General features: G+C 59.3%; 22 protein-coding genes. 11 read left to right on the top strand and 11 right to left on the bottom strand.

Annotation, left to right across the window (positions count from 1 at the left end; all coding sequences use genetic code 11):
• The first annotated feature begins 70 nt into the window (after positions 1-70).
• The 3 genes from JF539_RS11390 to JF539_RS11380 all read left to right on the top strand — a co-directional run bounded on the left by JF539_RS11390 (position 71) and on the right by JF539_RS11380 (position 4,085).
• A complete protein-coding gene (locus JF539_RS11390; RefSeq protein ID WP_207140501.1) occupies positions 71-2,449 on the top strand; it encodes a patatin-like protein in 2,379 nt (792 codons plus the stop codon).
• Positions 2,450-2,549: 100 nt separating this feature from the next.
• Positions 2,550-2,933: a fluoride efflux transporter CrcB gene (gene crcB, locus JF539_RS11385; RefSeq protein WP_207140500.1), complete on the top strand. Its 384-nt coding sequence runs from the start codon at positions 2,550-2,552 to the stop codon at positions 2,931-2,933.
• 132 nt (positions 2,934-3,065) lie between these two features.
• Positions 3,066-4,085: an RluA family pseudouridine synthase gene (locus JF539_RS11380; RefSeq protein WP_207140499.1), complete on the top strand. Its 1,020-nt coding sequence runs from the start codon at positions 3,066-3,068 to the stop codon at positions 4,083-4,085.
• Between the two features lie 15 nt (positions 4,086-4,100).
• Here the strand turns inward: JF539_RS11380 and JF539_RS11375 are convergent, their stop codons facing one another.
• From JF539_RS11375 to JF539_RS11365, 3 genes are all read right to left on the bottom strand, one after another.
• Entirely contained in the window at positions 4,101-4,571 is a 471-nt protein-coding gene (locus JF539_RS11375) for an ATP-binding protein (protein ID WP_328809247.1), read from the bottom strand.
• A gap of 75 nt (positions 4,572-4,646) precedes the next feature.
• Positions 4,647-4,817, bottom strand: coding sequence for a hypothetical protein (locus JF539_RS11370; RefSeq protein ID WP_207140497.1), 171 nt, complete (start codon positions 4,815-4,817; stop codon positions 4,647-4,649).
• A 73-nt stretch (positions 4,818-4,890) separates the two neighbouring features.
• Positions 4,891-6,132 carry a DUF2778 domain-containing protein gene (locus tag JF539_RS11365; protein ID WP_236042368.1) on the bottom strand — a complete coding sequence of 414 codons (1,242 nt, stop codon included), beginning with the start codon at positions 6,130-6,132 and terminating at the stop codon, positions 4,891-4,893.
• 347 nt (positions 6,133-6,479) lie between these two features.
• Between JF539_RS11365 and JF539_RS11360 the strand changes: the two genes are divergently transcribed.
• Positions 6,480-7,160, top strand: coding sequence for an HAD-IA family hydrolase (locus JF539_RS11360; protein WP_207140496.1), 681 nt, complete (start codon positions 6,480-6,482; stop codon positions 7,158-7,160).
• Positions 7,160-7,933, top strand: a complete 774-nt coding sequence (locus JF539_RS11355; protein ID WP_207140495.1) for an ATP12 family chaperone protein — start codon at positions 7,160-7,162, stop codon at positions 7,931-7,933. Before JF539_RS11360 ends, JF539_RS11355 begins: the two co-directional genes overlap by 1 nt.
• Positions 7,934-7,978: 45 nt before the next feature.
• Here the strand turns inward: JF539_RS11355 and mgtE are convergent, their stop codons facing one another.
• From mgtE to JF539_RS11330, 5 genes are all read right to left on the bottom strand, one after another.
• Complete coding sequence (mgtE, locus tag JF539_RS11350) at positions 7,979-9,403, bottom strand: magnesium transporter (RefSeq protein ID WP_207140494.1); 1,425 nt, start codon at positions 9,401-9,403, stop codon at positions 7,979-7,981.
• Positions 9,404-9,496: 93 nt separating this feature from the next.
• Entirely contained in the window at positions 9,497-10,228 is a 732-nt protein-coding gene (locus tag JF539_RS11345) for a proteasome-type protease (RefSeq protein ID WP_207140493.1), read from the bottom strand.
• A 72-nt stretch (positions 10,229-10,300) separates the two neighbouring features.
• A complete protein-coding gene (locus JF539_RS11340) occupies positions 10,301-11,119 on the bottom strand; it encodes a transglutaminase family protein (protein WP_207140492.1) in 819 nt (272 codons plus the stop codon).
• Positions 11,120-11,146: 27 nt separating this feature from the next.
• Positions 11,147-12,097 (bottom strand): alpha-E domain-containing protein, encoded by a 951-nt coding sequence (locus JF539_RS11335; RefSeq protein ID WP_207140491.1) that lies wholly within the window; start codon positions 12,095-12,097, stop codon positions 11,147-11,149.
• A 7-nt stretch (positions 12,098-12,104) separates the two neighbouring features.
• Positions 12,105-13,529, bottom strand: a complete 1,425-nt coding sequence (locus tag JF539_RS11330; protein WP_207140490.1) for a circularly permuted type 2 ATP-grasp protein — start codon at positions 13,527-13,529, stop codon at positions 12,105-12,107.
• Positions 13,530-14,124: 595 nt separating this feature from the next.
• Between JF539_RS11330 and JF539_RS11325 the strand changes: the two genes are divergently transcribed.
• Positions 14,125-15,657, top strand: a complete 1,533-nt coding sequence (locus tag JF539_RS11325; RefSeq protein WP_207140489.1) for an acyl-CoA carboxylase subunit beta — start codon at positions 14,125-14,127, stop codon at positions 15,655-15,657.
• Positions 15,658-15,821: 164 nt separating this feature from the next.
• Here the strand turns inward: JF539_RS11325 and JF539_RS11320 are convergent, their stop codons facing one another.
• Entirely contained in the window at positions 15,822-16,133 is a 312-nt protein-coding gene (locus JF539_RS11320) for a hypothetical protein (RefSeq protein WP_207140488.1), read from the bottom strand.
• A gap of 227 nt (positions 16,134-16,360) precedes the next feature.
• Here JF539_RS11320 and JF539_RS11315 point away from each other — a divergent pair, with 227 nt between their 5' ends.
• On the top strand, positions 16,361-18,373 hold the full coding sequence (locus JF539_RS11315) for an acetyl-CoA carboxylase biotin carboxylase subunit (RefSeq protein WP_207140487.1): 2,013 nt from the start codon (positions 16,361-16,363) through the stop codon (positions 18,371-18,373).
• 95 nt (positions 18,374-18,468) lie between these two features.
• Positions 18,469-19,125 carry an HAD family hydrolase gene (locus tag JF539_RS11310; RefSeq protein ID WP_207140486.1) on the top strand — a complete coding sequence of 219 codons (657 nt, stop codon included), beginning with the start codon at positions 18,469-18,471 and terminating at the stop codon, positions 19,123-19,125.
• Between the two features lie 245 nt (positions 19,126-19,370).
• Here the strand turns inward: JF539_RS11310 and JF539_RS11305 are convergent, their stop codons facing one another.
• Together JF539_RS11305 and JF539_RS11300 are read right to left on the bottom strand one after the other, a co-directional pair.
• Positions 19,371-20,528, bottom strand: a complete 1,158-nt coding sequence (locus tag JF539_RS11305; protein ID WP_207140485.1) for an alpha-hydroxy acid oxidase — start codon at positions 20,526-20,528, stop codon at positions 19,371-19,373.
• 493 nt (positions 20,529-21,021) lie between these two features.
• A complete protein-coding gene (locus tag JF539_RS11300; RefSeq protein ID WP_209017097.1) occupies positions 21,022-21,678 on the bottom strand; it encodes a lipoyl protein ligase domain-containing protein in 657 nt (218 codons plus the stop codon).
• 365 nt (positions 21,679-22,043) lie between these two features.
• On the opposite strand from JF539_RS11300, the gene JF539_RS11295 reads away from it, so the two are divergent.
• The 3 genes from JF539_RS11295 to JF539_RS11285 all read left to right on the top strand — a co-directional run bounded on the left by JF539_RS11295 (position 22,044) and on the right by JF539_RS11285 (position 25,735).
• Positions 22,044-23,333: a sensor domain-containing diguanylate cyclase gene (locus JF539_RS11295; RefSeq protein WP_209017096.1), complete on the top strand. Its 1,290-nt coding sequence runs from the start codon at positions 22,044-22,046 to the stop codon at positions 23,331-23,333.
• A gap of 430 nt (positions 23,334-23,763) precedes the next feature.
• Positions 23,764-24,579: an RNA ligase family protein gene (locus JF539_RS11290; RefSeq protein WP_207140484.1), complete on the top strand. Its 816-nt coding sequence runs from the start codon at positions 23,764-23,766 to the stop codon at positions 24,577-24,579.
• A complete protein-coding gene (locus tag JF539_RS11285; RefSeq protein WP_207140483.1) occupies positions 24,569-25,735 on the top strand; it encodes an ATP-binding protein in 1,167 nt (388 codons plus the stop codon). The genes JF539_RS11290 and JF539_RS11285 overlap by 11 nt, the downstream gene beginning before the upstream one ends.
• Positions 25,736-25,796 lie beyond the last annotated feature (61 nt).

The raw sequence follows: 25,796 nt of genomic DNA, 5'->3' as shown, positions 1-25,796 counted from the left end.
ATAAAATCTGAGTAACTAGCGACACCGCGCTTTTTCCGGCGGATTACCCGTACCCCGAGGCGGCTGCATCATGAAGGAAATCGAACTCAGACTTGCGCTTGTGTTTTACGGCGGGGTGTCTCTGGCCGTTTACATGCATGGCGTCAGCCGGGACATCCTGAACCTCGTGCGTGCCTCCGCATTGCGGCTCGACCGAACAATCGCTGCGCCTGAGGCACAGCACACTCCGCCCGTCCAGGCGGCCTTCAAGGAGCTTCTGGATCTGGTCTCGGCGGTCGCGGACATCAGGGTCGTGGTCGACGCCATCGCCGGCGCATCGGCGGGTGGGGTCAACGGCATCATGCTGGCGCGGGCGATTGCCCACGACCTGCCTTTGGACAGCCACAGCGAACTCTGGCTGAAAAACGCGGATGTCACCCGCTTGTCCCGGCCGCAGTCGGGCTTGTCGAGATACCTGAAGCTGACGGTTTCGCCGGTGCTCGACCAGCTCATTTCCTCCCGTCTCGACAAACAGATCAAAAACCAGGAAACCCGCGAGAAGCTTCGGCAGTTCATGCAGGCCAGGTGGTTCTCTCCGCCTTTTTCCGGCGAGCGGTTCAGCGGATGGATGCTGGACGCCTGCCGCGAAATGGAAAAGGACTGTGAGTTCAACCGAACGCTGATCCCGACCGGGCAGACGCTCGACCTATTCGTCACGATCACCGACTACAATGGCGTCAAACGGCGTATTCACCTGGATGATCCCGCCTTTGTCGAAGAATGGGATCACAGGCGGATCCTGAATTTCCATGCCGTTCACCGCACACCGGGATATGTCGACAGCCAGTTCGGGGCCGAACATGTCCCGGAACTGGTGTTCGCCGCGCGTGCGACTTCCTCCTTTCCAGGGGCCTTTCAGCCGGCGACCTTGACGGAGATGGACCGGGTGCTTGCCGACAGGGGCCAGTCCTGGCCGCATCGGTCCGACTTTCTCGCGCGGGGTTTCGGTCTGACGCCGGAGACGGTGCACCAGCATTGTTTCGTCGATGGCAGCGTCGTCATGAACAAGCCGTTCGCTCCGGTCATCAGTGTCATTCGGGACAGGCCTGCCGCGAGGGAGGTCTCCCGGCGCCTCATCTACATCGACCCTTCGCCGGTCGAGCCGCCGCCGCATTCGGGATCGGTCGAAATACCCGGATTTTTCCGGGTGATTCTGGCATCGCTGGCGCATATACCGCGCAACGAACCGGTCGGTGACGATTTGCGGGATCTGGAGAAAAACAACAGACGCAGCCGGTGGCTGGCGCAATTGGTCGATGCCGCTTCCCCGATGGTGGAAGATGTGGTCGCCGGATTGCTGCCAAGACGCAAGCCGTTGACCGCCGAAGGTTTGTCAAAGTGCCGAAAGCAAGCAACCGTTGCGGCGTTCGAACAGGCCGGTTTTGCTTTCCTCAATTACCAGTCTCTGAAGTTGCACGCGCTGGCCGACCGGCTTGCCAAGCTCACCGTTCGCCTGGGTGTTACAGGGGATCGGGAACGACTTGAAGAGGATATTCTCTCCATATATTCGCGGCACTTCATCGCATTGGCTTCGGCCGGCAGCAAGGATATGGGCCGAACCGACCCTGATGTGGTGGCCTTGTTGCGCGGGCTCGACGTGGACTACCGGGTTCGACGCCTGCGGTTTGTGATCCGCAGGTTGAACGGGTTTTATCGCGATCGACCAGCCAGCAGTGATTTGCCGCCGGACACTGCCGCTCTCGATCGGTTGAAAGCGACGCTTTATGAGCAGATAGATCATTTGCGGTGGCGTTGGAGCGACCGGTTTTACGGCGGAAAATGCCGGGATCAGGTGGAGCGCTTTCTGGTGGATATCGAAAGCGGATCGGCAGCCGTTTCCAGCCATGTCGCTCCTATGATCAGAACCCTCACATCCATGATGGGGCTGGCGGACCTGGATCGGCTGCATGACGAGATTTTTGCCGAAACCGCGCAAGACCTTCTCGAACCGGCACACCACAAATCCCTGATGCGCTCCTATGTCGGTTTCGGCTTCTACGATCTCATCACCTTTCCAGTTCTTCAGCGCAATGACTTTGCGGAGGTTACCGAAATACTCGTGGACCGGATCAGTCCGGGCGACGCAACGGCTCTTTTCACCGAGGGCTTCCAGCTCAAAGGCAAGGCCCTCAACAGTTTCGGTGCGTTTTTCAACCGGTCGTGGCGGGAACACGACTACATCTGGGGACGCCTCCACGCGGCGGACCGGCTTGTGAACATCGTCTTGTCGGCAGCCGAAGGGGGATCGTTGCCGCAACACCGTATCGACCAGGCGCGCGCCCAAGTCCTGCTGGCGATCCTGGAAGAGGAACGCGACAAGCTGAGTGAAATCGGCGAGGAGATCGAGCGTATCGATGCTCTGATCCGGTCCATCTATCCGGACTTTGCCCATGTTGCGCGGGAGGTTTGAGGCCGGCGCGTTCGCACGAGATGTCACGGCGATGTCTTGACGGTCCCGCGATGCAAAAATAGGCTTGCCGGTGAAACGGTTGCGCACAGGTGGGCCAGATTTGAAGCATCTTATTCTCGTCATGCTGGGGGGCGGTCTTGGAGCCGGTGGGCGGCATCTGGTGTCGATGGTGACGCTGAGACTGTTCGGTCCGGGGTTCCCGGTTGGAACGCTCACCGTAAACGTCCTCGGCTCCCTGATCATGGGGCTCTTCATTGGCTGGCTGGTCAAGCACGGCAGCGCTCAATTGCAGGATCTGCGCTATTTCGTTGCCACCGGTGTACTCGGCGGGTTCACCACCTTCTCGGCCTTTTCTCTCGACACCTCGGTCCTCTGGGAGCGCGGCGACACGCATCTGGCGCTTGGTTACGTGCTGGCGTCCGTGTTCCTGTCGATTGTCGCGGTCTTCGCCGGCCTCATGATCATGCGACAGTTCGGGCCGTAAGTTTCCCTTTCCTTCGAAGGGAAAGTTGCCTATACGCAGCGGAACCATTCCGGGCGAGATCCGGGGCGTCCACCGCAGGCAATCATGGACGCTGCAACATGAGCTGACAGTCAGCCAAGCTTGAGTCAAAAAATGTCCGCGATCGAACAGAAACAGGTGACCGCCGATGAGGCGGGCATGCGGCTGGACCGTTGGTTCAAGGCCCACTATCCGGGTCTCGGATTTGGCCGTCTCCAGAAACTATTGCGCACGGGTCAGGTGCGTGTGGACGGCAAGCGTGTGGAAGCAAACACCAGGATCGCCAAGGGGCAGACGGTTCGTATTCCGCCGCTTGGCGTGGAGCTTCCGGCGGACGACAAGAAAAACGCCAGACCGAAATCCACCAAACTGATCGCCGACGACAGGAAAGCCATCGAAGAGATGCTGCTTTTCGAGGACAACCAGGTCATGGTCCTGAACAAGCCGGCCGGCCTTGCGGTCCAGGGCGGCTCGGGCCTCAAACGGCACCTGGACGGCATGCTGGACGCCTATACCGACCGTAAAGGCAACAAGCCGCGGCTGGTGCATCGCCTGGACAGGGAGACATCGGGCATCATTCTGGTCGCGCGCACGCGCCAGGCGGCGCAGGAACTCACCAAGGCCTTCCGCCACCGCAACACGCGCAAGATTTACTGGGCGATGCTGGCCGGCGTTCCCAAGCCCAAGCAAGGCCGCATTTCGACCTTCCTGGCCCGTAACGAGGGCGAGGAACGCATGCAGGTGGTTCGCCAGGGAGAGGACGAGGCGCAACACGCGGTCTCGCTTTATTCCGTGTTCGAGCAATCCGCGCAAAAGCTCTCCTGGGTGACCATGAAACCGATCACCGGTCGCACACACCAATTGCGCGCCCATGCTGCCCACATCGGCCATCCGATCATTGGCGACGACAAGTATTTCAATATCGAGAACTGGGAATTGCCGGGCGGCATACAGAACCGGCTGCATCTGCTGGCGCGCCGGATCGTCATCCCGCACCCCTCGGGCCACGGCACGATCGATGTCTCCGCGCCACTGCCGCCGCACATGCAGCAGACCTGGAACCTGCTGGGTTTCGATGCCTCCGATTACGACCCGGAAGTTGACGATCCCGACGAGGACCTGATCAGGCGGTAGGTCTGCTTTCAACTTTCAGACTGAAACCCGGTGAACCATGATGTTGAAGCGCTCGTCTTCGGAGGGGGGCTGGAAATGCTCGGCTATGCGCTCAAACTGGTCCTCGGTCACCGAAAACTCGTGTTCGCCCGATGCGTTGCGCTGCCCGAGCCGCGACAAGCATATCTCGTCAGGAACGTCCAGATAGTGGAGCTGGTGAAGACACTCGGCTCTGTCGATGAGTTCCTGCATCCAGAGCCTGTCATCTTTCGTATTTGCCGGAAAGTCGAGAACGACAGAGGTTCCGCTTTTCAACAGCGCGACGATATATGATGCCATCGCCTGCTTGAGACGCGCGGAAAACTTCACGTAGTCTCGCAGTGTCTTCAGTTCCTCACCGTAGAGGCTGGAGAGCCAGAAGTCCTCGCGCAAGAGAACGGTGTTGTGAGTGGAGGCCAGGCGGTCCGCCAAGGTTGACTTTCCTGAAGCAACCTTGCCGCACAGCATGAATAGGGTTGCCGGAGGGGTCTTGAACATGTCGACCTACCAGTCAGGCCGCGGGAAACAGCGCGCGCTCCTGGGTCATACCCCCTGAAACAAGGCGCTCAGTACCAGCGATGCGAAGGTGAAGCCCATCACACCCGCGACAAGCTTCCAGGCGTCTGACCGCTTCTTCAGACCAGGCCATCCGAGAGGCTTGATCACCTGGATTGCGGCAATCAGAAACAGCAGCAGCAGGACGATCTTGGTCAAGAAGGGCTCCGGTGCGGGCGGAAAAGAGGGATCTCCCCCGGCATAGCCAATCCCCCGACCGGCTGCAAGCCACTTAAGAGGCGCCGGTGTGGCGCTCCAGCATGGCCATGTAAGACGGCAGCTTGTTCATGGACGGCACGACGATCATCGTCTTGACCTTGCCTGTTTTGAAGGCGGTCAGGAACTTCTTGTAGTCCTTGAATGCCACGCAGCCGTGGGAGCCGATGGAGTTGCGCAGGAGCCTGGTATGGGTCAGCATGCCGTCGCGCCCCTTCATGGCCGCCTTGTCGTAGGGCAGCATCCGGATGGCTTCGACACCGTGGAAGCGGCGCTCCCGCATGCGGAGCTTGTAGACGTTCGGGGGGGTCGGGCCAAGCATCCGTACATGGGCGTACTTCGGATTGTCCATCCGGTGCCCTATACCCGAATGAGCTTCCAGCTTCGTTCCGTCCGGCATGTGCACGGTTGCCGCGCTGATGTCGTAAATCGCCACACCCTTTCTACGGGTGGCAATGCCTCCGCCGCCGAAAAGCTTGCCGAGGCCGCTGAAGACACCCCCGTCCTCATCGTCCGGGTTTCCGGGGGTTGCATAGGCAAGGACCGGTGCCTTGGCCTTACGGTCCTTGTCCTTCGACGGTTCTGCGACGGCGCGGCGCGGCGGTTCAGGCTTGATGCCGGGAGCCGGCGGGACGATGGTTCCGGAGTTTGAGGGAAGCTCGGCTTCCAGTTCAGCGACCGCCGTTTCTTCCAGTGCCGCGACAATGCCGGTTTCCGCACCGGCCTGCGCGTCGTCGCCGAGAAGCGCGGACACGGTTGTGGAGCGTTCTGCGCGGGTGTCCGGTTCGCCTGAGGTTGCCAGGGCAATGTCAAAGGCGCCGGCATGTTCTTTCGCGATACGGGTTTTCGAGGCAGCCTGAGCGGCCAGAAGACTGCCGGCAAGCCTTAGTCTGGCGAGTTTTCGGACGAGCGTTTCCTTGGCGGTCTCCCGGGCTTCCGCTGCCTTGATCGCTTTGAGGTCCGGACCGGCTGGCTGCCTGTCTGCGAGGCTGCCTGCGTCCGGCGTCACAGCCCGAAGCGGCACAATCGCGTCTTTAACTGTCCGGGCCGTTTCCAGGCGGGAAAGAGAGGCGTTTTCAGGTGTCGATGCCAGGCTCGCGACATGAGAGGGCGCGAGAGCCGGTTCCATTAACATGGCAGCCATGGCAAGAGCGAAAATCAGCAGAGTTACACCGGAAAGAAGGGCGTAGGGCATCCGTCCGTTTTTGGAGGGTGTTTTCGACCCCATGCGGGCGGGGGGCTGCTTCTTCTGAGTCATTCAGACAAAACCATCGTTTTCGCGCAGCCGGTCATGCTGCGTTCCGTGTTCCGTATTCTTTGGCGACAAACTTGCCCCAAGCGATCATCCCCACCAGCACACGCAAGTATCGCGGGTCATGGTAACCAATCGGTTTACGTGCCTGCGCCCGGTAATATGTTCGCTAACCATCTTAAAGCGGCGAATTTCGGGCAGGTAATTTGAAATCGCGGATATCCCAAGTTCGGCAGTCGATATGTCGCAGCGTGGGAACGAATTGCCGATCGGACGAGACGAGGCGGCAACTCTTGACCCCCGGTGCAAAACCGGTCACATGCGAAAGCCGCTAACTGGAAGCTGGATAATTCATGTATCTCATCATTTTTGACGTCGACGGCACGCTGGTCGACAGCCAAAACAGCATTCTTCACGGATTGCAGGTTGGGTTTGACGCCGCCGGCCTGCCGATGCCGGACCGTCAGAGGGCTCTTTCCATTGTCGGACGGTCATTGGAGGAGGCGTTCTCGGATCTGGTTGGCCCGGCGTATCAGGACAAGGTGGCGATGATGGCGGACGCCTATCGGCAGTCCAAATTCAGCCGGCGGGAGCAGGGCCTTGAGATCGATCCGCTGTATCCCGGCGCCAGGGAGGCGATCGAGCGTTTTCACGCCCGCGAAGATGTCCTGCTGGGCATTGCCACGGGCAAGGCTCTGAGGGGCGTTAGGCACATGCAGGAGGTCCACGATCTGCACGGCATGTTTGCAACCATCCAGACGGCCGACACTTCTCCTTCCAAACCGCATCCGGACATGATTTTTCGGGCCATGGCGGAAACCGGTGCGGAGCCGGGCCGCACCGTCATGCTCGGCGACACCGGCTTCGATATGACCATGGCGAGAGAGGCAGGGGCTCATGCAATTGGTGTCACGTGGGGCTATCATGAGAGCACCCGCTTGAACGCGGAAGGGGCGGAACTGATCGTCGACAGCTTCGAAGAGCTGGATCAGGCAGTCGCGGAATTGTTTAAATTCGACGAGGAAACAGTCTAATGCGCGATTTTCTTGAAGCTTCGAATGAGGAGTTGTCAAAAGATCCGGAACAGCGTGCACGTGAGCTGTCCAAACGTGAACTGCCCAAGAGGTTTTACAAGGACGTGACTTATGTCGCGGGGAAAGACGGCTTTGCGATCCACCTGGACGGCCGTACTGTCAAGACGCCGGCCAAGGCGACGCTGCTCCTGCCGACCGAAACGCTCGCAGCCGCGGTTGCCGCGGAGTGGGACGCACAGGAAACGGAAATCGACCCGGTGCGCATGCCGTTGACGCGGATTGCGAATTCCGCACAGGACGCCGTCCGCGATCGTTTCCGGGAGGTTGTCGAGGACATTGTCCGGTATGCCGGGAACGATGCGCTCTGCTATCGGGCGGATGATCCTGAAAGTCTGGTTCAAACACAAGCGAGTTTGTGGGATCCGGTGGTCGAATGGGCAGGCCGTCTGCTTGACGGACGCTTTGTCCTGATCGAGGGGATCATTCACAAGCCGCAGCCGGAAACCGTGTTGCGGGCTTTCGGGGAGCGGCTGGCGGATGAAACGCCCTTGCGTCTCGCAGCGCTCCATACAATCACGGGCCTGACAGGTTCAGCTCTCTTGGCGCTTGCTGTGAGAGAATCATATCTCGACGCGGACGCGGCCTGGAAGGCTGCGCATGTCGAGGAGGATTTCAACATCGAGCGCTGGGGCGAAGACGCCGAGGCCGCGCAACTTCGCGCACGCAAGAAAACCGAGTTCGAAGCGGCGGTGCTGGTCCTCAAGGACGGGTGAGGCGGCTAGGCCTCGCCGGCAGGAGGCGGCGCGGCCGCAAAACTCTCATGTGATGTAAAATGTCGTTGCCATCAGGAAGAAGATCAGCACGCCCAGGACATCGTTCGAAGACGTGATGAACACTCCTATGGCCATGGCCGGATCGATGCCGATCTTGTCGAGGACAATCGGAATTGTCGCGCCGACCATTGCAGCGAGAGTCGTCACGCACAACAGGGACAGGGACGTGGCGATCGCCAGATGGAAGGGAGCTTCCAGAGGGACGACAAGCGACGCGGTCATCACCAGGCCTCCAAGGATGGCTCCGGCGATCGCTCCGTTGAACAACGCTGCGACAAGTTCCTTCAAGAGCCGGAAGAAGATATCGCCGGACCATAGGGCGCCCGTGGCGATGCCCTGCACGGCGACGGCGGAGGCCTGAAGGCCGGCATTGCCGGCCATGGACATCGTCACGGGAATGAAGGCGGCGAGAATGGCGGCTTCGGCCAACTGGTCTTCATACGAACCAACCACCGTGGCGGCGATGCTCGCGCCGACAAGTCCGGCCAAAAGCCAGGGAAGACGGCCCCGGACAATCCTGAATATCGTGTCGTCGGAGCGGGCTTCACCCGACACGCCGCTCATCAGCAGCATGTCTTCGTTGGCCTCGTCCGCGGCGATACGGGTCAACTGCTTGGGGGTGATGCGTCCGACAAGATGCCCGTCTGCGGAGACCACGGGCACGGTACGCATGTCCCGCTTGCGCGCCAGACGCAGGACCTCTTCCTGATCCGTATCCGCGGACACCGCGATGACATCCTTGTTCATGATGTCCTTGAGAGGTGTTTCCCTGGGGGCGAGAAGCAGCTTTCCGACTTCGACCGTGCCGGTGAGCTTACCTGCCGCATCGATCACATAAACCGTGAAGATCTTGCGGATCCGGTCCGCTTCCTCACGCATTTGCGTGACGGCCTCGCCTGTGGTGCAGTTCTCCGGCAACGCGACGAATTTTCGGGCCATGACCCGCCCGGCGGAATCGTCGGCATAGCCGGCGCGGGTGGAGATCTCTTCAACGTCCGGCAGGCGCGCCGCCAATTCGTCGGCAACATCTTCCGGAAATTCGTTCAGGATTTCGGTGGCGTCTTCGGGATCGAGTCCCGCCAGAATGTCCCGGAACTGTTCGAGCGTCGATTCTTCCATGAGGATCGAACGGAACTCGGGTCTCAGTTCGGCCACCACCTTGATGGACGGGTTCGCGGGCAGCCACTGGAATAGTTTGCGGGCGTGCTTGAGCCTGAGCCGCGTCAGAAGCTGCATGACGTCGACCGGGTCCCAGCGCTTGAGCAGATCTACGGTCTGATTGCGTTCGCCGGACTTGATCATGGACCGGATCGCCCTGAGCGCCGTATCGTTTTCTTCCAGCGGCTTGTTGGCCGGTTCCCGCGTCCAGGTGATGGCGTCAAGATCCGTGACGGTGCTGGAGCTACTCATTGCAACATGTTCTCCGGAAAGATCCTGAACGCTTCTACCGGTGCAATATGACGTCTGCCTGAAGGTTTGTTCCTGCGTCTGGAACGAGTGGTGTCAGACTTCGAATTCGTCAATGTCGGCAAAGGCTTCGCGCAATTTGTCGGACCATCCTCGGGACAGCTTCTGGAAATAGGGATCGTCCTGGTCGATCCGCACCTGGCGCTGAGCGGTAAAGGAATCGGTGTTGTAGAGCAGCATGTCGATCGGCATGCCGACCGAAAGATTGGACCGAAGCGTTGAATCGAACGACAAGAGTACCAGCTTGGCAGCTTCGCCAAGGCGCATTTCCGCGCGCGTGACCCGGTCAAGTATGGGTTTGCCGTATTTGTGTTCGCCGATCTGCAGATAGGGCGTATCCTCGCAGACCTCGATGAAGTTGCCTGCCGCATAGACCTGAAACAGGCGAGGCGGCTCACCCTTGATCTGACCTCCGAGAATGAAGGTGACGAAGAAGTTGTCGGCGTTGGCCGCAAGGGCTTCTCCGTCGATTTCCTTGACTTCGCGTACCGCACTGCCGACCAGGCGCGCAACCTGGAACATGGTCTTGGCCGTCATCAGCGTCGCTCGGTCGCTATCCGCCGATGCGATGTGTTCGCTGAGCAGGGAAACGACCGCCTGGGTCACGGCCAGGTTTCCCGCCGAAAGCAGCGTGATCACCCGCTCGCCGGGGTCCTCCCAGACGTGAAGCTTCTTGAAGGTCGAAATGTTATCGACGCCGGCATTGGTTCTCGTGTCCGCGGCAAACACCAGGCCGCGATCCAGTTTTAAGCCGACACAGTAAGTCATGGCCGCGCCCCCCAGCCTAACAATGGTTTCTTCTTGCCAGTGAACCCGGTTTTGGCGTCCGGAAAATGACAGCTATTGCTGCTGTTGAAAAGCGGCTTGTGCAACATCGACTTCAACATGAAGGTTTTCTTCCAGGCCGCCGAACCGGATGCCCCTGATCGGCGCGGCCGATCGGGAATCGAGGCCGACCGTCAACCGGATGTAGCGGTCCGTCGGGCACACGGCGTTGGAGATGTCGAACCCGGTCCAGCCCAGTCCGTCGATCATCACTTCAGCCCAGGCATGGTGAGCTTCCGAGGCCTGTTCCTCTTCCAGGAGGAGATAGCCCGAGACATAGCGTGCCGGAACGCCGAGCGACCTTGCCGCGGAGATAAAGATATGGGCGTGGTCCTGGCAAACGCCTTCGCCGGCCGCGAGCGCGGATGTCGCCGAAGCATGGGTCTCCGTCACCCCGACCTTGTAGTCGACCTTGTCCCGGATCGCGTGCATGAGGTCATGGAAGCCGGAGACTTTGTCCGCGACGTCCGCATGGGCTGCCAGTTTGCGGATAGCCTGATTGAAGTGCGTGAGCGGCGTGATCCTGGTGTAGATGCGCGGCGGCGCCTTTGCATCGGGCTCGAAGCCAATGACACCGTTCGTATCGATGGTTTCCAGCGTGCCGGAGGCGGTAATTGCGACGTCTTCGACAGGGCCGCTGCGCGAGACCATATGCACCTGATTGCCGAACGCGTCCTTGTAGGTGGTGGCCCGCGCGATGCCGGGCGCATCTATTTCCCAGTCGATGACTTTCTGTGCCGGGCCGTCCTCCGGTGTCAGGCGGAGCTGCTGCATGGCGTTGGCTAGCGGCGAGTCGTATCGGTAGCTGGTGGTATGTCGGACGGTCAGTCGCATGCGGCACCGGGTTGTCGGGTTCGAGGATCAGGCGAAATTATAGTCTTCAGATAACTGTTGTGCGAACTGATTGTTCTTGCCAATGAAAATTGTCAGAAAATCGTGGAGACCTTCTTGATAGATGTCGCGCATCTGTTTGCCGGACAGTTCCCGATGGATCTCGATTGCCAGGTCCAGGCTGGGTTCGCGCGAACCGTAATACTGCGCCAGGTCCTCTGCCGTGTCGGCGATCCAGTCGAAGCAATGCGCGAGCGAACGTGGCATTTCCTGCCTCAGGATGAGGAATTCCGCGATGTTGAAGGCTTTCAGGCGCGCATGCGGATAGGCGAAACGGTAACTGCGCCGTCCGGACAACGCTCTCAGGATTGCCGACCACTGGTAGCGCTCCGTTGAGCCATCGTCGATGATGTCGTTATCCGGCAGCAGGGACCAGTACTGGGTGTTGAGGATCCTGGCCGTATTGTCCGCGCGCTCGACGAAATTGCCCATCTGACTGAAAAAGTATCCGTCATTCCTGAGAACGGTGTTCAAAAGCGCGCCGCGGAACAGGTGGGCTCTCTGATTGATCCATGCCAGAAAATCCGGCAGCTTTTCCTGGGTGACACTTTGCGGATTGACTTCGGTGAACTCGATCCAGGTGGTGTTCATGGCCTCCCAGAGTTCGGCGGTAATGCTTGTGCGCACGGCCCTTGCGTTGTTGCGGGCAAGCTCGAGCGAGTTCCGAACGCTGAGCGGATTGTCCTTGGCGAAGATCATGAACATCGAGACGTTGCGAATATTCAGCTCTTCGTATTTCTGGCGGTAGTCGCTTTCGAGCCCGGAGTTGGTCAGGGCGAAGGTAAGATGAGTGCCGTGCTCCTGACCGTTGTGCGACATGATGGCGCCGCGATAGGCGACCTCCAGCAGACGAGTGACATTCTGGGCGCGTTCATGATAGCGCGACATCCAGAAAAGCGAGGCGGCGGTTCTTCCGAGCATTTAATCCTCAGTCTTCTAGTACCCAGGTGTCTTTGGTGCCGCCGCCCTGGCTTGAATTGACGACGAGCGACCCCTTTTTGAGCGCGACCCGGGTCAGTCCGCCAGGTGTGATGCGAACCTGATCGCCAATCAGGACGAAGGGACGCAGATCGACGTGCCGGGGGGCGACGCCGGAGGCGACGTGTGTCGGACAGGCGGAAAGGGCAAGGGTGGGTTGGGCAATGTAGTTGGAAGGATTGTGCTGCAGGACCTTCCGGAATTCGGCGATTTCCCGTTTCGATGCGGTCGGGCCGATCAGCATGCCGTATCCGCCCGAGCCGTGAACCTCCTTGACGACGATGTCGTCGAGATTGTCGAGCACATAGGCCAGATCCTCTTTCCGGGAGCAATTCCAGGTCGGGACATTGTTCAGAAGCGGCTTTTGACCGGTATAGAATTCGATGATGTCGGGGACATAGGCATAGATAGCCTTGTCGTCGGCAATGCCCGTGCCCGGTGCGTTGCAGATCGTGACATTTCCGGCCCGGTAGGCGTCGAACAGGCCCGGAACGCCAAGCATGCTGTCCGGATTGAAGGTGAGGGGATCCAGAAAGGCATCGTCGATGCGCCGATAGATGACGTCCACCTGCTTCGGCTCGCGGGTGGTGCGCATGTAGACCTTGCCGGCGTCGACGAAGAGGTCGCGGCCTTCGACAAGGTCGACACCCATGGAGTCGGCCAGGAAGGCATGCTCGAAATAAGCGGAGTTGTAGATCCCGGGAGTCAGAACCGCGACGGTCTGATCGGATTTGCCGCCGTCGGGGGCGACACTTTCCAGAGTCCGGCGCAAGAGTTCGGGATACTGCTCGACGGTGGCGACCCGGTTGGTCTGAAAGAGTTCCGGGAAAAGGCGCATCATCGTTTCGCGGTTCTCCAGCATGTAGGAGACGCCGGACGGTGTGCGGGTATTGTCTTCCAGAACGTAGAACTCGTCTTCGCCCACACGGACGAGATCGGTTCCTATGATGTGGGCGTAGACCTTTCGTGCCGGGGTGAAACCCACCATTTCAGGCAGGAAGGCCTCGTTTTGCAGGATGAGCGCTTCCGGAATGACGCCTGCGCGGAGTATTTCCTGCCGGTGGTAAATGTCGTGCAGGAAGGCATTAAGCGCCCTGACACGCTGATCGATGCCTATGGAAAGCCGGCGCCACTCCGCGGCGGAGATTATGCGGGGAATAGGATCGAAGGGAATCAGACGCTCGGTGGCCTCTTCGGCACCGTAAACCGCGAATGTGATTCCCAGTCTGCGGAAAATCATTTCCGCGTCGCGGCTCTTCTTCGTCAGAAAATTGGCGGGCTTGTCTTCAAGCCATTGGGCAAGGCGGGCGTAAGGCGGGCGTGGCCCGCCGTTTTCATCGAGCATTTCATTGAAGAAGTTGCGGTCGTCCGGCATTGCCTCCCCTTCGGTGTGCTTTCTTCTTATGCATCATCGCAAAATTCCGAAGGCTGTCAAAGCGCAATATCTCAGCGGCCGTGACTAGTAATTGGGCAAATGGGCTGAGAAAGACGAAAATCCCTGTTTTTCTCCCGCCTGTGGGCCTTGTCGTCAAACGGCCGGTAAACCTTTAAAAGCAAAACGGCCAACGACTTGCAAAAAAGCCGAAGCTGGAAACCAGGGCGAAACGATCGGTTTGCCTCCGAAGCATTTTTCCTGCCGATAGACGCGGCAATTTATTGATTTCTGCCCGGCTGGGCGACCAGGCAACTCGAAACCGCGATCTTAGGAAATGCGTGAACAGCAATGCCGAATTCAGCCGGCTCCCCGTATTTGCTCATTTGATATGCAACTTGAATTCAATACTCTGCTTCGGACTTCAACCTGGACCGACGGTATGCGCCGGGCCGGCACCTGGCACCAGAGGATGCCGGTTCACGGGCATGAGCGGACCCGGAACCGGCGATGAACCGGTGCCATAAGCCCTTGTGCTGACTTTGCCTCGCATTTGGTTCATGTTACGGCCTGAAAAACCGAATTTTGGGAGGACCGGATGAAAGAAGTTCTGGCCGAATTGGAACAACGCCGTGAAACCGCGCGCATGGGCGGCGGACAACGCCGCATCGATTCCCAGCACAAAAAAGGCAAGCTGACCGCGCGCGAACGGATCGAGGTTTTGCTGGATGAGGGCTCCTTCGAGGAGTTCGACATGTTCAAGCAGCATCGTTGCACCGATTTCGGGATGGAAGAACAGCATATTCCGGGTGACGGTGTGGTCACCGGCTGGGGAACGGTCAACGGCCGCACGGTCTATGTCTTTTCCAAGGACTTCACGGTTTTCGGCGGCTCCCTTTCGGAGACACATGCCGAAAAGATCACAAAGCTTCAGGACATGGCCCTTCGGAACCGGGCCCCGATCATCGGCCTGTTCGATGCCGGTGGTGCACGAATCCAGGAAGGTGTCGCCGCGCTGGGCGGCTACGGCGAGGTGTTTCACCGCAACGTGCTTGCCTCCGGCGTTATTCCGCAAATCTCCCTGATCATGGGCCCGTGCGCCGGCGGAGATGTCTACTCGCCCGCGATGACGGATTTCATCTTCATGGTGCGGGACACGTCCTACATGTTCGTTACCGGGCCCGACGTGGTGAAGACGGTGACCAACGAAACCGTGACGGCCGAAGAACTCGGCGGGGCATCGATCCACACGACCAAGTCCTCGATCGCCGACGGCGCCTTCGACAACGATGTCGAGGCTCTCCTCGAAATGCGCCGTCTCATCGACTTCCTGCCGATGAACAATCAGGCAGAGCTTCCCGAGTTGACGAACTACGACGATCCGGAGCGGATCGACACCAGTCTGGACACCCTGATCCCGGACAACCCGAACAAACCCTACGACATGATGGAGCTTGTCTCCAAGACGGTTGACGAGGGGGATTTCTTCGAGATCCAGGGCAGTTTTGCGAAGAACATCATCACCGGATTCGGCCGCATGGAAGGGCGCACCGTCGGGATCATCGCCAATCAGCCGATGGTGCTGGCCGGCGTCCTCGATGCCGATGCAAGCCGCAAGGCCGCCAGGTTCGTCCGGTTCTGCGATTGTTTCAGCATCCCGATCGTGACCTTCGTCGACGTGCCGGGCTTCCTGCCGGGCACCTCACAGGAATATGGCGGGCTGATCAAGCACGGTGCCAAGCTGCTGTTTGCCTACGCGGAAGCAACGGTGCCAAAGATCACGGTGATCACCCGCAAGGCCTACGGCGGCGCTTACGACGTCATGAGTTCCAAGCACATTCGCGGTGATGTCAATTACGCCTGGCCGTCCGCCGAAATTGCGGTGATGGGTGCCAAGGGCGCGGTCGAGATCCTCTACCGTTCGGAACTCGACGACCGGGAAAAGATCGCCAAGCGGACGAAGGACTACGAGGACCGGTTCGCCAATCCTTTCGTCGCGGCGGAACGCGGTTACATCGACGATGTCATCCGGCCGCATTCCACCCGCCGCCGCATAGCCAAGGCGCTCGCGCTGCTCAGGTCGAAGCAGGTCGAAATTCCCTGGCGGAAACACGACAACATTCCGTTGTAGACCCGATCCCGCTGACAGTCGCCGCGCTCCGTTTAGAACGGGAAACGCGGTGCTGTTGTCGTTCCGCCGATCCTTTCGCGCGGGACCCGGGGCGGTTTGCCGATACATTTGCTTTCGCAGTCGTCTCCGCCGTTCTCGACGGGAGGTTTCTGCTGCGGGCAGGACTACCAGCGCCTGATCCCGTGGCGGAACAGGCGTTCCTGGCATTTAAACGCCACGGGGCACTTCGGGGTGTCCAGGGTCGGCCCGTATTGGGTGAAGAGCGATTGTCCGCGATCGCAATAGCTCAGGTTCGAGACGAACCTTGAGAATGTGTGTTGTCCGGTTGTGAAGACCAAAGCGCCGTGCTGCCGGACCAGGTTCTGGGCCTGTGCGCAGGTCATGCGGCGAAGGTCGGGGCGGGCCGCTTCGGCGGCGGTGGTCAGGGCAACGCCGGCAAGCGCGAGCGTGGCTGTCGCGAGATGACGAATTCGCATCGATAGCTCCTAGTAGCTTCCAAAATCCACTGGCCGTCCGGATTTTACCATTCATTTCCGGCAGCGTGTGACACAAAGAATTTAGGGAGCGGCATTGGCCGCTGCTGTGATCGTGCGCACAGCTCGGGTGAAAGCATCGGGAAAAGCCCCTCTCGCCCTTTGGATAAGTTGCGCGTGAGGGACCCCCGGCCTACAAATTCAAAAAACGATCCTGCTGGGTGGAGTTCATGTTCTCAAAAATACTTGTCGCCAACCGGGGCGAGATCGCGTGCCGGGTCATCAAAACCGCTCGCCGGATGGGGATTAAGACCGTTGCGGTGTATTCCGACGCGGATCGTGAGGCGCTGCATGTGGAGATGGCGGACGAAGCCGTTCACATCGGACCCGCGGCGGCCGCGGAATCCTATCTGATCGCGGATAAAATCATCGCAGCCTGCAAGGAAACGGGCGCGGAAGCGGTGCATCCGGGCTACGGATTCCTGTCCGAACGGGCGAGCTTCCCCGAAGCACTTGCGAAAGAAGGCATCGTCTGGATCGGTCCGAACCCGCGCGCCATCGAGGCGATGGGTGACAAGATCGAATCCAAGAAATTCGCCAACGACGCGAAAGTCAGCACCGTTCCTGGCTATCTCGGAGTGATCGAAACGCCGGAACACGCAGTGGAGATCGCCAAGGAGATTGGCTATCCGGTGATGATCAAGGCGTCCGCTGGCGGCGGCGGCAAGGGCATGCGCATCGCCTGGAACGATGCGGAAGTGCACGACGGATTTGCGCGTTCGAAGTCCGAGGCGGCCTCTTCGTTTGGCGACGACCGCGTGTTCATCGAGAAGTTCATCGAAAATCCGCGGCATATCGAAATTCAGGTGCTGGGCGACAAGCACGGCAACGCGATCTATCTGGGCGAACGCGAATGCTCCATTCAGCGCCGGAACCAGAAGGTGATCGAGGAAGCGCCGTCGCCGCTTCTGGACGAGGAGACGCGCCGCAAGATGGGTGAGCAGGCGGTTGCTCTTGCCAAGGCGGTTGACTATGACAGCGCCGGTACGGTGGAATTCGTCGCAGGCCAGGACAAGAGCTTTTTCTTCCTGGAAATGAACACCCGCCTCCAGGTGGAGCACCCGGTTACGGAACTGGTTACCGGCATCGATCTGGTCGAACAGATGATCCGGGTCGCAGCCGGGGAAAAGCTCTCCCTTGCACAGGATGACGTGAAGCTGACCGGCTGGGCCGTCGAAAGCCGCATCTACGCGGAAGATCCCTACCGGAACTTCCTTCCCTCCATCGGCCGCCTTGTGCGTTACCAGCCGCCGGAGGAAAGCGCCGACGGGACGGTGACGATCCGCAACGACACCGGCGTGGTCGAGGGGTCGGAGATTTCCATGTTCTACGACCCCATGATCGCCAAGCTGATTACACACGCACCGAGCCGCGATGAAGCCATTGAGGCAATGAGTTCCGCTCTGGATGGCTTTTACGTCGATGGAATCCAGCACAATGTTCCGTTCCTGACGGCGCTGATGAACCATCCCCGCTGGCGTTCCGGCGAACTGGCGACCAGTTTCATCGCGGATGAGTATCCGGACGGTTTCTCTCCCGCTGTCCCCGATGACACGGCCTATTCCGTGCTTGCCGCGGTTTCGCTTTCGATGGGCGCACTGGAACGCGAGCGTCTGGATCACCTTCCCGGACGGCTGCGGGCGCATTCCGGCGCCATTCGCGAAGACTGGGTGGTCAAGCTGGACGATACGTTCGTGCCGATCCGCCTTGCCGCGGGCTACCCGGGCACCCCTGTCGAAATCGACGTGGCCATCGGCGAGGGACCTATTCTGAACGTGGAATCCGACTGGGCACCGGGTGCCCCGCTTTGGACGGGCCGGGTCGGCGAGGAGCAGGTTACGGTTCAGGTTCGCCCGGTAACCGGTGGCTATCGACTTGACTGGCAGGGCTACTCGGTGATCGCAAAGGTGATGACACCGCGGATCGCGGAGCTTGAGGAGCTCATGCCGGAGAAGCTGCCGCCGGATACCTCGAAGATGCTGCTGTGTCCGATGCCGGGCCTTGTGGTTTCCATCGCGGTCTCGGAAGGCCAGGAAGTCAAGGCGGGGGAACAACTCGCCGTTGTCGAAGCCATGAAAATGGAAAATGTGCTTCGGGCCGAGCGGGATTGCGTGGTTTCAGCGGTCAAGGCAGTCCCTGGAGACAGCCTGGCGGTCGATGCCGTGATCATGGAGTTTTCCTGATCCACGCCACGCATTGACACGATTGGCACGCTCGCTCATTTGTTTGAAACCGGTCCGGAGCTTTTCCAGGTCGGTTTCTTTTTGCTGGAGGGCGCATGCCAATCTCAACCGTGTTGTTCGATCTCGACGGGACGCTGACGGATCCTTACGAAGGAATTTCCAGGTCCATTCGATACGCCCTTGAAAAGATGGGGAGCACGGTGGCGGACGGAGACGACCTTCGCTGGTGCATCGGTCCGCCGCTCTGGGAGAGCTTCAGGGTTCTTCTGGGAACGGACGAGCAGCCGGAACTGGACCGGGCAGTGGCGTTTTACAGGGAACGGTACACACAGACCGGACTGTTCGAAAACTCGTTGATCGGCGGAATACCGGAATTGCTCTCCATGTTGCGCGCCGAGAACCGGCAGCTTCATGTCTGCACCTCAAAACCGCATGTTTATGCCTCCCGGATTGTCGAGCATTTCGGGTTGAGGCGTTTTTTCGGTACGGTCTATGGCTCCGAGCTCGACGGTACGCGGTCCTCGAAGACCGAGCTGATTGCTCATATTCTGTCTGGTGAACAGGCGTCGCCGTCGGAAGTCCTTATGATCGGTGACCGGAGACACGATCTGATTGGCGCGAAGGACAACGGCGTTGCCGGCATCGGCGTGCTTTGGGGATATGGCAGCCGGCAGGAACTCGAAATGGAAAAGCCTGTCCTGATTGCAGAGACGCCGGGGCAGGTTGAGGCTTATTTCCAAAGGGCTTCTTGAGACCGGGACCGGAAGACACCGGATCGTCAAGAGCTCTTGAGGCGTTTCGGATGCGCACGCACGTCGTGTCCGATGACCCGCACTTCTTCAGGTCCTGCAATACCGGTTCACCAAGCGCGAACCGGTATTGAAACGCCTGCCGCTGACCAACGTTGCGCGCTTCGCGGCAAGCTGTTCGCCACGATCGACCGTACCCCTGTCCGCACCCGATGCCGCCGGCAATGCGATCCGGTCCCGGTTGTCGGTCAGGCCGGATTGCGGAAGCGAAGATTGTCGCGGCTGAGCTGGTCGAGACTGGTGATGCCCATCAGCTTCATGTCGCGTTCTATTTCGGTTCTCAGGTTGCCCAGAGCGCGCTCGACACCAGCCTGGCCCGCAGCGGCCAGGGCGTAGAGGTAAAGCCGGCCTCCTGAACAGGCTTTCGCACCGACCGAGAGCGCCTTGAGCACGTGTGTGCCCCGCTGAATTCCGCCTTCACAGATGACGTCGATCTTGTCGCCGACCGCATCGACGATTTCGGCAAGCTGATCGAACGGACTGCGCGAGCCGTCAAGTTGTCTGCCGCCATGGTTGGAAACCATGATGCCGGTGCACCCTATGTCGACGGCGCGCTTGGCGTCTTCGACGCTCATGATGCCCTTGAGCGCAAATTGGCCGTTCCACCTGGCGCAGAGCTCTTCCGCATCCTTCCAGTTCATGGACTGATCCAGCATCGTCGAGAAGTAGTTTCCGACGGAAACGGCAACATTGGTGCCTTCGCTGACGTAGCCGGACAAGTGAGGCATGTCGAATTTGGGCTTGGTGTAGAAGTTCCAGGCCCACATCGGATGCATTGCGAAACTCAGGAGAGAGCCGAGCGTAAGCTTGGGCGGCGAGGTGAAGCCTGTTCTGAGGTCCCGTTCCCGGTTGCCGCCCGTGATCGTGTCAACCGTCAGCGCCATCACCTCGAAGTTCGCGTCCCGCGCCCGTTCCAGCAAGGCATCGTTCAGGCCACGGTCCTTGTGAAAGTAGAACTGGAACATCTTCGGGGAACTTGCGATCTGGGCGATTTCCTCGACCGTCACGGTCGCAAGGGATGACACGCCGAACATGGTGCCGAACTTGCTCGCAGCACGCGCCACCGCGCGTTCGCCATCGTGATGGAAGAGCCGCTGCAACGCGGTCGGAGCGCAGTATAGCGGCATGTCCAGCTTCTGCCCCATGACTTCGACGCTCATGTCGACAGTCTCGACCCCCGCGAGCACGTTCGGCACGAGGTCGCAACTGTCGTAAGCCTCGGTGTTCCGCCGGTAGGTGACCTCATCGTCCGCCGCACCGTCGATGTAGTTGAAAATGGGACCGGGAAGCCGCTTGCTGGCGAGTCTCCGGAAATCCTTGAAATTATTGCAATCACCGAGATTCACAGCAGCTCTCCCAAACTAAATCCAACCAAGATGTGCTTTGGTGTATTTTTCTTACCAATTTTTCAATGGCCACTTTTTTCCTGATCGAGGCCCTTCAAAGCGCGTGGACGGGTTCCACTCGCAGTCGAATGGGGTAAAAGAAATAAAAATCAGTATCTTACGCGATTTTGAAGGTTTCAATCCCTTCGTTGGCTTTCAAGGGAAGAAAAAGTGCTTTTCCAATAGGACTCGGTTGCAAAGCGCTGTTCAGGACCCCGGATGTTTGTTTTCGAGAGCAATTCGTCATCCGGTTGCGGGCATCGGCGCAGCAGCCACTGTCTTGCATGACTGCCGAGCAAGGCCTGTCTCTCGGTGTTAGCCGAGGCAGGTCCAATGACGAGAAACGGGAAGCCAAAAACAGGGTCCCGGAGAGTGTCTGCGCGGTCACCTTGGTCACGAAACTTGCCGGCCTCATGTGCGATTTCTCACGCAGTCTATCCGGGAGGAGCTCCGCTCACTTCGAGAAGGTTTCAGTGAGCGTTGCGACGAAGGCTTGCCTGGAGATGTTGCGCGGAAGGCAGGCGTGAGCCTGGACGTCTATCCGGCGGTCTTCGCCCAAAAGGGACAAGAAGCGGTTTATGGCATCGATTGCGTCGGTGGAGACAGGATCGATCAGCATGATTGCGTGCGCAAGAATGGCGCTTCTATTTCTGTCCGCCTTTCCGCGGCGAACGCGCATGGCCGTTCCGGCGAATTTTCTGTTGTTCAGCTGAACATTGAACTCACCGTCGCAAAAAGCGCCGGGTTGCCAGCCCCTGCCTGCACCGGGGCCGAGCGCCTGTTCGAGCGGTGTGCACAGCCGGTCGTACTCTCGCTTCAGATCGACCGGTTTTCCAGGCTCTGTCGCGTAGACATGAGAAACGTTCACGATGCCCGCGCCCTGCGGTGTAACATCCCCACCGGTACTGCGCAGATTAACCGGCCAACCTTCCGCTTCGAGCACGCTCGACGCCTGTTCAAAGTTGGCCTTGTTGCTCAAACTCTTCGGGGCGACAAGGCATTTGGGGCTCTCCCAGAACCAGAGATGCCGCCGGTCGGGATTCCGGCTGACATCGTCGAGAAGATCCAGCTCTTTGGCAAGTGCCTCCGATGCATCCAGGAAATCAATCAAGGGTCACCTTCTGTTCTGCCTGAGTACTTGTTGGATCAGTGCAATTAGTCCGAACCCAGGCGCAAACACAACACAGTCCTTGAGAAGGCCGTTGTGATCCGGAGGTCGTCCGCCTGGAGTTTCCCTGCCAGATACTCGCGCCGAGCCTCGCGACGATGTGCGCTTGTGCATCGCGGAAACGGACGAGGCTTCAGAGGTCCGGACCTTCGGTTTCAACGGGAGAGCATGGATTCCAGTGCGATTTCAATGGGGCGGGCTTACATTCGAAGCTCCTGGCGGGAAAAAACAAAAAGCCTGCTATTAACCGTAGATTTAACGGTATCGCGCAAACTCACCGCTTGATTATGGTAATATGGGCGATTGCGATGAACGTTGGGGACGCCGGACGCAAAACGGCAACCTGCACGGAGCCGGTTGGCATCGGTTGTTATATGAAGTCCGGTCATCCATCTCCGGAACTGCCCGATGGATACGACCTGCAGACTTTCGACGCCTTTTTGCATTCGGACATTTGCACCTTCCAGATCTGCCTCTTAGGAGCTGAACTGGCCGAGTTCGAAGACTTGCTGGCAGAGGCGAGGTCCTTGCTGGGTGACGATTGCCATTTCATCGCATGTGTCCAGAACCGTCTGGATGTTCAGCATTCGCTGAACCTGCTCGACATGGGGATGGACGATGTGGTTGTCGCCAGCGACAAGGACGGTGTTGCTCTGGCGTTGAAACGCGCGACGAGGGCGGTGGATCGGGAAAACAGCCTTCGCCAGTTGCATCGGCAAGCCGTGGTCGAGCGAAACAACCTGCAGGCGGCGATCGACAATCTGCCGTCACCGATTTTTTTCAAGAACAGAGCCGGAATTTACAGTGGCTGCAACAAGGCTTTCGAAGAGTACATCGGTCTGCCGTCGGACGAAGTGCACGGTTCGAGCGTTTACGATGTGGCGCCTCCGGAACTGGCGAAAATCTATGAAAGCGCCGACGAGGAGCTGATGAGCCGGGGCGGCGTGCAGATCTATGAAGCCGAAGTCCGCTATGCGAACGGCGACATCCGCAACGTTACGTTTCACAAGGCGGTCACCCATGACAAGTCTACAGGCGAAGTGAGCGGGCTTGCCGGCGCCATGCTGGATATCACCGACCGCAAGAGGCTTGAGGAGCGGCTCAAGCGGGCCGCCGAGCGCGATGACCTGACAAATGCCTATAATCGCCGGAAGTTCTTCGAGATGGCGGGCGAAATCGAGATCCGCTCCAGGCAGGAAGGTATCGACCTTTCCGTTCTCGTGGTCGATGTCGACCATTTCAAGCAGATCAATGACCGTTTCGGCCATGCGTGCGGCGACAATTCGCTGTGTCACCTTGTCGGGATACTCGAAAAGGAACTGCCGGAACCGCACGTCTTCGCACGGGCCGGCGGCGAAGAATTCTTCTGCCTGCTCTACGACTGCGATATCCGCAAGGCCTACCGAATTGCCGATGCCATCCGGGCGAAGGTGGATGTTTCACCTTATAACTTCGACGGACTGGAAATCTTCTTGAAGGTCAGTATCGGCGTAGCCGACGTCGGTGACGGAGAAAAGCTGAGTCAGGCAATCATTCGCGCCGATCAGGCTCTCTACCGGGCCAAGGAAGAAGGCCGTAACCGGGTCATTACGGCCTGAACGCTCCCTACAGACCTCAATAGGCAAGGTTGTATTACGGGAGCCAACGGCCTTGCCGGAGTGAACGACTTGCCTTGTTGCAAAATGTCATCGCCGTGACAACAAACGTCAGTTGAAACACGTTCGTTGCTTTACGCGCATGGCGACGCAGCGTAAATAGCCTGCGTCGCAATCCCGAACCGTTTCGGCCAGTTCAATGTAACGCCTTTTCGCACATCGCCATTTTCATCGCGACCGTTGTCGCGGTCGCTGCAACATCGATCAACTTCGAACATTCAGTCGATAGGCATTGAATGCGCGTTGAGCCGGTGCATGTGCAATTTCCGCACCCATGTCCATTTCCGAATTAAACTGCCTGTCGCGCTCGATCGGAGCCGGCGAAGGCAATCGAAGGTTTGTGCGTGGATGGCGGACAGCAAAGAGCAAAACCATGGAACTGACAAAATACCCGCGCACGCGGCACCTGGAGGGGTCGCGGCTGCAAGCGGGAGACTTGCCGGACGACCAACCGATCGCGGATCTCGCCGGGAAATTGCTGGTCGTCGAAGAAAAACTCGATGGGGCCAACTGTGCCGTGTCCTTCGACCGGAGTGGCGGACTGCGCCTGCAAAGTCGTGGTCATTTTCTCGGCGGAGGTTACCGCGAACGCCACTTTGACCTGCTCAAGACCTGGGGCTCCGTTCACGCTCCGCGGTTATGGCAGGCGCTGGGGAGCCGTTACATCATGTATGGCGAGTGGCTCTTTGCCAAGCACACGGTCTATTACGACGCCTTGCCGCACTTCTTTCTGGAGTTCGACATCTATGACAGGAAGAGCGGGCTCTTCCTGAGCACCGACCATCGCCGGGAAAAACTAAAAGGTCTTCCCGTCATGCCGGTCCCGGTCATTCACCGTGGCGAGTTGAGCTCGGTTGCGCAGGTCGAGGGACTGATTAGTCCGTCCCTCTACAAGACGCCCAACTGGCGCGAAGCGTTGCGCGTGTCTGCCGAAGCGTCCGGGAACCGGCTCGAAATGGTCAGGCGGCAGACCGAGGACACGGATCTGGCGGAAGGGCTCTATGTCAAACAGGAAGACGCGTCGACGGTCCAGGGGCGCTACAAGTTTGTCCGATCGGGATTTCTTCAGACGATAACCTCTTCGGAGGGGCACTGGCATTCCCGGCCTGTCCTGCCCAACAAGCTTGCGCCGGACGTGGACATCTTTGCGCCGGTTCTGGGGCTTGAGGGAGCTTACGATGAAGTATGACGGCTCAAGGCGCGTTCCCTTCAAGAGGCTCATGGATCTTGTCCCCACCGCACCCGGCTGGATCGTGGACTGGGGCGGTGTCTGGGGCCTTTGGCCGGAGCTTGCTAAGCTCGATACCTGTCTCCAGGATCCCGTTCATCATGCCGAAGGAGATGCGGGAACGCATACGCGCATGGTTGTGGAGGAACTGGTTGCCTCGCCGGGTTGGCGCGCGCTCTCCCGTTCGGACCAGTCCTGTCTGTTCTGGACGGCGGTGCTCCATGACATCGGCAAACCCGCCACGACGCGGTACGAGGAAGATGGCCGGATCACGTCCCGGGGACACTCCCGGGTTGGAGCGGCCATCGCCAGAAAACTCCTCTGGGAGGTGGAAGCGCCCTTCGAGTGGCGGGAGCAGATCTGCGGGCTGATCTCCGGTCATCAGCTGCCTTTCTGGCTGATCGAGCGCGAGGAGTGTGACCGGCTGGCGATCAAGACATCCTGGAAGTGCCGGCCGGACCTGCTTTGCCTGCATGCGGAGGCGGATGCCCGGGGACGGATTTGCGGTGACAAGAATTCGATCTTGGACAATGTGGCCCTCGCTCGGCAGCTCTTTGAGGACAATAAGTGTCTCTCGGAAAGCTTTGCATTCGCAAATGACGAGAGCCGCGTTGCGTTTTTCGAACGATCGGACCGGGATCCGTATTTCGCGGCCCACGAGGATTTCAGGTGCAACGTCATCATAATGTCGGGCCTTCCGGGTTCGGGAAAGGACACCTGGATCGGGAACAACAGGCCGGATCTTCCCGTGGTCAGTCTCGATGCCATCCGAAAAGAACTCGATGAAAAGGGTACCGGCAATCAGGGGCGGGTGGTCCAGGCTGCCTATGAAATGGCACGTGGGTTCCTGAGGGAAAGGCAGGATTTCGTCTGGAACGCGACGAATGTCACCGAGCAACTGCGCGCCAAGCCGATACGGTTGCTGCGCGACTATGGAGCCCGGATCGAAATTGTTTATCTTGAACCGCACCCGGACAGGCTCTTGGCCCAGAACAGGAACCGGTACCAGGCGGTGCCTGAAACGGCCCTGGCGAACCTTTTGAACAAGTTCGAGCCGCCCGGAGACTGGGAAGCTCACGCGGTTCACAGGGTTGTGGAAGGGAGCGGCGGCGATTGACCACGGGTACTTTGCCTGTCCGCCGTTCTCGATTTAAGTTCGGCGGACAGTTGCAAATCGG

Origin of the sequence: Roseibium aggregatum, assembly GCF_017309185.1 — a bacterium.
Classification (GTDB): Bacteria; Pseudomonadota; Alphaproteobacteria; order Rhizobiales; family Stappiaceae; genus Roseibium; species Roseibium aggregatum_B.
The sequence above is the reverse complement of the archived record's forward strand: the minus strand, read 5'-3'. Positions and strand labels throughout refer to the sequence as shown.

Bases quoted from the DNA above. Each gene is read 5' to 3' on its own strand.
- JF539_RS11390 (WP_207140501.1), top strand. From the start codon at position 71: ATGAAGGAAATCGAACTCAGACTTGCGCTTGTGTTTTACGGCGGGGTG.
- JF539_RS11380 (WP_207140499.1), top strand. From the start codon at position 3,066: ATGTCCGCGATCGAACAGAAACAGGTGACCGCCGATGAGGCGGGCATG.
- JF539_RS11375 (WP_328809247.1), bottom strand. From the start codon at position 4,571: ATGCTGTGCGGCAAGGTTGCTTCAGGAAAGTCAACCTTGGCGGACCGC.
- JF539_RS11365 (WP_236042368.1), bottom strand. From the start codon at position 6,132: ATGACTCAGAAGAAGCAGCCCCCCGCCCGCATGGGGTCGAAAACACCC.
- JF539_RS11360 (WP_207140496.1), top strand. From the start codon at position 6,480: ATGTATCTCATCATTTTTGACGTCGACGGCACGCTGGTCGACAGCCAA.
- JF539_RS11355 (WP_207140495.1), top strand. From the start codon at position 7,160: ATGCGCGATTTTCTTGAAGCTTCGAATGAGGAGTTGTCAAAAGATCCG.
- mgtE (WP_207140494.1), bottom strand. From the start codon at position 9,403: ATGAGTAGCTCCAGCACCGTCACGGATCTTGACGCCATCACCTGGACG.
- JF539_RS11345 (WP_207140493.1), bottom strand. From the start codon at position 10,228: ATGACTTACTGTGTCGGCTTAAAACTGGATCGCGGCCTGGTGTTTGCC.
- JF539_RS11340 (WP_207140492.1), bottom strand. From the start codon at position 11,119: ATGCGACTGACCGTCCGACATACCACCAGCTACCGATACGACTCGCCG.
- JF539_RS11335 (WP_207140491.1), bottom strand. From the start codon at position 12,097: ATGCTCGGAAGAACCGCCGCCTCGCTTTTCTGGATGTCGCGCTATCAT.
- JF539_RS11330 (WP_207140490.1), bottom strand. From the start codon at position 13,529: ATGCCGGACGACCGCAACTTCTTCAATGAAATGCTCGATGAAAACGGC.
- JF539_RS11325 (WP_207140489.1), top strand. From the start codon at position 14,125: ATGAAAGAAGTTCTGGCCGAATTGGAACAACGCCGTGAAACCGCGCGC.
- JF539_RS11320 (WP_207140488.1), bottom strand. From the start codon at position 16,133: ATGCGAATTCGTCATCTCGCGACAGCCACGCTCGCGCTTGCCGGCGTT.
- JF539_RS11315 (WP_207140487.1), top strand. From the start codon at position 16,361: ATGTTCTCAAAAATACTTGTCGCCAACCGGGGCGAGATCGCGTGCCGG.
- JF539_RS11310 (WP_207140486.1), top strand. From the start codon at position 18,469: ATGCCAATCTCAACCGTGTTGTTCGATCTCGACGGGACGCTGACGGAT.
- JF539_RS11295 (WP_209017096.1), top strand. From the start codon at position 22,044: ATGAACGTTGGGGACGCCGGACGCAAAACGGCAACCTGCACGGAGCCG.
- JF539_RS11290 (WP_207140484.1), top strand. From the start codon at position 23,764: ATGGAACTGACAAAATACCCGCGCACGCGGCACCTGGAGGGGTCGCGG.
- JF539_RS11285 (WP_207140483.1), top strand. From the start codon at position 24,569: ATGAAGTATGACGGCTCAAGGCGCGTTCCCTTCAAGAGGCTCATGGAT.